Origin of the sequence: Psychromonas sp. MB-3u-54 (genome assembly GCF_002836415.1) — a bacterium.
Taxonomy (GTDB): Bacteria; Pseudomonadota; Gammaproteobacteria; order Enterobacterales; family Psychromonadaceae; genus Psychromonas.
This window is the reverse complement of sequence record NZ_PJBP01000161.1, coordinates 1-5,979: the sequence shown is the minus strand read 5'-3', so window position 1 is coordinate 5,979 and position 5,979 is coordinate 1. Positions and strand designations below refer to the sequence as shown.

General features: G+C 39.0%; 6 protein-coding genes and 1 pseudogene. 3 read left to right on the top strand and 4 right to left on the bottom strand.

From position 1 onward, the window contains the following. Positions 1 to 494: 494 nt before the first annotated feature. Positions 495 to 779: a pyrimidine/purine nucleoside phosphorylase gene (ppnP, locus tag CXF72_RS11775; protein WP_101039210.1), complete on the bottom strand. Its 285-nt coding sequence runs from the start codon at positions 777 to 779 to the stop codon at positions 495 to 497. A gap of 69 nt (positions 780 to 848) precedes the next feature. Further along, a complete protein-coding gene (locus CXF72_RS11770; protein WP_101039209.1) occupies positions 849 to 2,765 on the bottom strand; it encodes an ABC transporter ATP-binding protein in 1,917 nt (638 codons plus the stop codon). Positions 2,766 to 2,904: 139 nt separating this feature from the next. Here CXF72_RS11770 and CXF72_RS11765 point away from each other — a divergent pair, with 139 nt between their 5' ends. Together CXF72_RS11765 and slyD are read left to right on the top strand one after the other, a co-directional pair. After that, positions 2,905 to 3,123: a YheV family putative zinc ribbon protein gene (locus CXF72_RS11765; RefSeq protein WP_101039208.1), complete on the top strand. Its 219-nt coding sequence runs from the start codon at positions 2,905 to 2,907 to the stop codon at positions 3,121 to 3,123. A gap of 22 nt (positions 3,124 to 3,145) precedes the next feature. Next, a complete protein-coding gene (gene slyD, locus CXF72_RS11760; protein WP_101039207.1) occupies positions 3,146 to 3,661 on the top strand; it encodes a peptidylprolyl isomerase in 516 nt (171 codons plus the stop codon). A gap of 233 nt (positions 3,662 to 3,894) precedes the next feature. Here slyD and bioH read toward each other — a convergent pair whose 3' ends face one another. Beyond that, entirely contained in the window at positions 3,895 to 4,674 is a 780-nt protein-coding gene (gene bioH, locus CXF72_RS11755; protein WP_101039206.1) for a pimeloyl-ACP methyl ester esterase BioH, read from the bottom strand. Between the two features lie 201 nt (positions 4,675 to 4,875). Between bioH and CXF72_RS11750 the strand changes: the two genes are divergently transcribed. Next, on the top strand, positions 4,876 to 5,460 hold the full coding sequence (locus CXF72_RS11750; RefSeq protein WP_232784968.1) for a ComF family protein: 585 nt from the start codon (positions 4,876 to 4,878) through the stop codon (positions 5,458 to 5,460). Positions 5,461 to 5,726: 266 nt separating this feature from the next. Here the strand turns inward: CXF72_RS11750 and CXF72_RS11745 are convergent. Next, positions 5,727 to 5,979: pseudogene (locus CXF72_RS11745) on the bottom strand (amino acid ABC transporter ATP-binding protein); the annotation flags it as partial.

Below are 5,979 nucleotides of genomic sequence, written 5' to 3'. Positions count from 1 at the left end.
CAACAATAAGTGCCCACACAGATTGTTTGATTAAATTGTTAAAGAGCGTGCCTTTCGGCGAGGTGCGTATATTACGCTACCTGCAAACGATGTCAAGATTAATTTTTCAATGTTTTATCAGGATTATTAATCTTGCTAAAACATGAAATTATAATGTTTTTAATCAACGCTTAACGTTATTAAAAACTTAATCTCTTTCGTTCTAAGTAACCGGTTTGACTTGCGTCTTTCCCGTTTCCGTGGGGCGCATTATAGGGATTTTATGAACCTTGGCAAGGGCTTTATTGACTATTATTTCAATAAAATGTTCGAACGATTATTTAACAATCAATGTGCTCATTTATCAGCTAAAGAGTGCTTATTTTTTAACTGTTAAGCATAAATTATCTCTTTAAACATTCTGTTTTGATTCAAAAAAATCTATTTTTCTATATTACGGGCATAAAAAAAGGAGCTAAGCTCCTTTTTTTGTTCATTACTCTTTGTCGATACTATTATTTATAAAGACAAAGGTATGCAGTTTGTACTGCTACTTTAACATCAAAGCTCACATTTGCTTCTACTTCAAATGTTTCACCAGCATTAAATGTTTTCCAGTCCGTTGCGCCAGGTAGTTTAACCGTCAGAGCACCGTTTACGACTGTCATAAACTCGTAAGCATTAGTATCAAAAGTGTATTCACCGATATCCATTACGCCAAGTGTTCCAGGTAATGTTGCGCTTTGGAATGCTATTGATTTCACATTGCCATCAAAGTATTCATTGCTTTCAAAACTCATGTAATTTCCTTTATATATGTCGTTGATGTGCAAATGATTATGAACAAGACAAATTTAAAATTCAAGTAATTAAATGACCTCTTCAAATTCAGCTTCCATTAATTCAATTTTTTCCTGTGCATCCATCCAAGCCATTTCCGCTTCTTCGAGTGACTCTTTTAACTCGCCCTGCTGCTTTAATAACTCGGTTAAGCGTGCCTTTTGTGCGTGTTCATATATTGCAGGATCTGCCAGTTGCTTTTCTATCTCTTCTAATTGTTGACTCAATTTTTCCATTAACTTTTCTGAACTGTTGAGCTGCTTTTTATAAGGTGTTAATTTTTTACGAAATTCAGCTTCTAAATGCTTTTGTTCTTTACGATTAACAGTCGATGAGTTAACACTTTCAATGTCTTGAACTGGTTGTTTTTCAATACGTTGTTGTTCCGATAACCATTTATGGTAATCATCAAGATCACCCACAAAAGGCTCTACTTTATGATCATGCACTAAATATAAATCATCGGTTGTGGTGCGTAACAAATGACGGTCATGCGAGACTATTACCATTGCACCTTCAAACTCTTGCAGTGCCATAGTCAGTGCATGGCGCATTTCCAAATCAAGGTGGTTGGTCGGTTCATCAAGTAATAACAGGTTGGGTTTTTGCCACACTAATAGGGCCAACACTAAACGCGCTTTTTCTCCCCCCGAAAATGGCCTGACTTTATCTAACGCCTTATCCCCTTGAAAACCAAAAGTACCCAAAAAGTTTCGTAATGTGACTTCTTTTTCATCGGCTGCAAACCGGGCAAGGTGTTGCATTGGTGTTTCATCCAGAGATAAAAGCTCTAATTGATGCTGGGCGAAGTAACCAATTTTAGCCTTTGGATTAATCTCCAATTTACCCGAAAGAGGCTTAATTTGGTTTGATATTAGTTTAATAAGTGTTGATTTGCCTGCACCATTGCGACCCAATAAACCGATTCGACTGCCCGGCGCAAGATTTAATTTAATTTTGTCAAGAATCAATAGGTCGTCATAACCGGCACTCACTTTTTCTAAGGTTAATAACGGCATCGGCAAGGAATCGGGTTTTCTAAAGGAAAAACTAAATTGATTATCCAAATGCGCGGGTAATAATTGCTCCATTTTTTCCAATGCTTTAATACGGCTTTGTGCTTGTTTCGCTTTGCTGGCTTTATAACGAAAACGGTCAATATAATCTTGCATATGACTCATTTGCGTTTGCTGCTTTTCAAAAGAGGACTGCTGCTGTGCTAGCTTTTCAGCCCGTTGACGTTCGAAGCTGCTGTAGTTACCTGTATATTCATGAAGTTGCTGCTGTTCTATATGGATGATTTTATCAACGATAGTATCAATGAAATCACGATCATGGGATATTAGAATTAATGTGCCTGCATATTGACGTAACCATTTTTCCAACCAAATGACCGCATCTAAATCAAGATGATTGGTTGGTTCATCAAGTAATAATAAGTCAGAAGGACAAAGTAAAGCTTGCGCTAAATTTAAGCGCATACGCCAGCCACCCGAAAAATCACTGACGGAGCGACTTTGATCCGGCTCTGGAAAGCCTAAACCTGCCAGTAATTCAGCGGCACGGGATTCGATGGTATAACTCCCCGCATGGTCGAGTTTACCATGCAGTTCAGCTATTTTATTGCCGTTATTAGCAGCCTCAGCCTCTTTCAGTTGATGCTGTAACGCTCTAAAATCATGATCCCCGTCAATGACGTACTGCAGCGCATTCATATCCAGCGCAGGGGTTTCTTGAGCGACACTTGCCATACGCCAATGCTGTGGAATACTCAACTCACCATTATCTATCTGTGCTTCTTGCTTTAAAAGTGCAAAAAAACTTGATTTACCACAGCCATTAGCCCCGACTAATCCCACTTTCTGATGTGGGTTGATTGTTGCACTGGCATTTACAAGTAAAGGTTTACCGCCGCGAATTAATTCAATATTACTAGCCACAATCATAAATAGATCTTCTCAATATTATAGAAGCGAAAATAAGGGTAATAATAACGGACTTTACAAAGTTGAGCCATAGCAGTTGGTAATCAAATACAATTTCGTTACCATAGGATAATGATGGATCAAATAGATTATTAAAAAAATGGCATTAACAAAAAACAAAAAACGTTTTATCGCGGGCGCAACCTGTCCAAAATGCAATGAGCTTGACAGTATCGCTCTGACACTGGAAAATGCAGTTGAAACTCTAAGGTGTGTATCTTGTGGTCACACACAATCGCAAACACCTAAGCAAGCAACATCGGCAACACGCCAATTTGAGCAAATCATAGGGGTGTTTGATCCGAATGAAATTGAATAAAACTTAAATAATGAGAAATAATATGAAAATTACAAATGACTCGGTGGTTTCAATCCACTTCGGCGTTTCAGAAGTAGATGGCAACGCGTTAGACAGCACTGAAAATGGTGCTCCACTTGAATTCATTCAAGGTTCACATTATTTGGTACCAGGCCTAGAAGCTGAATTAGAAGGCAAACAGCTTGGTGATAAATTTGACGTTGAATTAGAAGCTAAAGATGCATATGGTCTTTTTCAGGACGAATTAGTACAACAAGTACCGCGTTCTTTATTCGAAGGTGTTGATGAAATTGAAGTGGGTATGTCATTCCAAGCTGAAACAGACCAGGGACCACGCTCCGTTGAAGTCACCGAAGTGGGTGAAGAAAATGTAAGTATTGATGCAAATCATCCTCTCGCTGGCATGGCTTTACGATTTGTAGGTGAAGTTGTAGCGGTTCGTGCGGCAAGCGAAGAAGAATTAGCTCACGGTCATACTCACTCAGCGGACAGCAGTTGTGAAGTCAATCACGAAGAAAAAGAATCCGTTCAGCAGTAATGCAGCGGCAATAAAAGTAAACTCGCGCAAGCTGATAGCTGTTGCGCGGGACATTACTAATATCTGATTGATTGAATGACAGTGTGATTTTACTCATGCTGGCTTTCAATCAATTTTCATCCTTTAAAGATAACAACCTCTTTTTACTTTCTGCTAATATAAACAGACTCCCCTCTTCATAAGTTAAACAAAGATCCATAAAGATATTGCCCCCTAATAAGCAGGAATAAAAATTAATTTTTGATTCGCGAGAAACTAATAATATTATCAATAAATTCCTCAGGCTCACTAACAAATGGCGCATGCGATGAGTACATAAATACTTTTTGCAGGGAATCTGGCAGTAATTGCTGCATCGCAACACTTGTTTCGATAGGAACTAAACCGTCAAACTGTCCAAAAATGGATAAACAGGGGAGCCTAATCTGAACAAATTCCATTCGTAAATCACTCTCACTGAGAAGATCCAAGCCTTCGCTTAAAGCCCTCAAAGAGGCTTGCTTTGTATCCGTTAAAAGTTTCTTTAATATAAGCGTGTCTTTACGTGCACTTTGACATCCCATTGCTTGAATGCCGATAAAGCGTGCCAATGTTTTATTGGCATTTTTCAGCAGCCCCGATTTGAAGTTTTCAAACACAATAGTCTCAACACCCGGCCAAAGTTCGTCGCCAACAAATTTTGGCGAAGTACAAACTTGAATTAATTTAGCAATTTTATCGGGGTATAAATAACAGGCATGACTCGCGATTAAACCACCCAGCGACCAACCACACCAGATCGACTGCTCCGGTACCCTTTCCATAATACGCTCGACTATTGTATCCAGAGAATATTCAGCTAATTCTTCACTGTTGCCAAATCCGGGAAGATCAATTAAATGCACTCGAAAATGAGCAGATAATCCTTCAAGCACCGGGTTCCAAACAGCAGAGTTCACCCCCCAGCCATGTAATAATATCAAATCGGGACCTTCACCCAGCACACGGCAATATACACTTTGTTCTATAATCACAGTCTCTCTCTTTTAATGGGATAAACGCTGGTGCAAACAGTTGCTACCTTTATTAAACAAAAATTCAAACAATTAATCGCACAATGCTTACCTGCCCGGTGTTTAATGTGCGAATTGTCAAGCCATGACAAGCTGATCTGTGAACATTGCCAAAGGGCACTACTCGAACCGAGAACCTGCTGTCAACGCTGCGGATTAGCATTGAATACTTCTTTACCCTTTTGCGGAGATTGTTTAAAAAAAGCACACTTATTTGAACAATTACACGCACTTGGAAATTACCAACCGCCCTATTCTCAGATGGTTAAAAAATTAAAATATACGAAACAGTTGCTTTACGGAGAACTATTGGGCGAATTACTCACGGAATCGATTATGCTTAATTTATCCGCGCAGCAGATAAGCGCAGTCGATTATTTATTACCCGTGCCCTTACACACAAAAAAACAGCGTACTCGCGGTTTTAATCAAGCCACGATCATCGCTAAGGTGATCGCAAAACGATTAAAAACGCCACTCTTATTAGAAGGGGTCGAGCGCCACATAAGCACAATACCGCAGGAAGGGCTTACATTATATAACAGAAAAAAAAATTTAAACGGGGCTTTTTCTATCAGCCGATCGAGGCAGCAGGAGATAACAGGTGCTTATATTGTCATTATCGATGATGTTGTCACCACCGGCGCGACCGTAAATAGTTTGTGCCACACGCTATTAGAAGCAGGGGCACAACGAATCGATATTTGGTGTATCAGCAGAACATCATTAACCACTCAAAAATCATAACATATCTGATGATATTCCATTCATTTATAGGGTTAAAATGAATGGATTAGATATTAAATAAAAATGGTTAGACTATGACAATAAGGATTAATGCACGATCATGAGTTTCACTATCAAGCGTTATCACCGGCATAAAAAAAGCATGTTTAAAACATGCTTTTTCAGTGTTAGCCAGTATTTTTTAATGCGATAAAATCTGATCTAAAAAGAGCTTTAAACGATCCGATTGCGGATTATCAAAGAATTTTTAGTGTTGGCCAGTTTTTTTAATGCGATAAAATCTGATCTAAAAAGAGTTTTAAACGATCCGATTGCGGATTATCAAAGAACTCATGGGGTTCATTCTCTTCGATAATTTGTCCCGCATCCATAAAGATCACTCGGTCTGCCACTTTTTTAGCAAAGCCCATTTCATGGGTTACACAAATCATAGTGATCCCTTCATCGGCCAGTTCAACCATCACATCCAGTACCTCCGATACCATTTCAGGATCGAGTGCTGAAGTGGGTTCGTCAAAG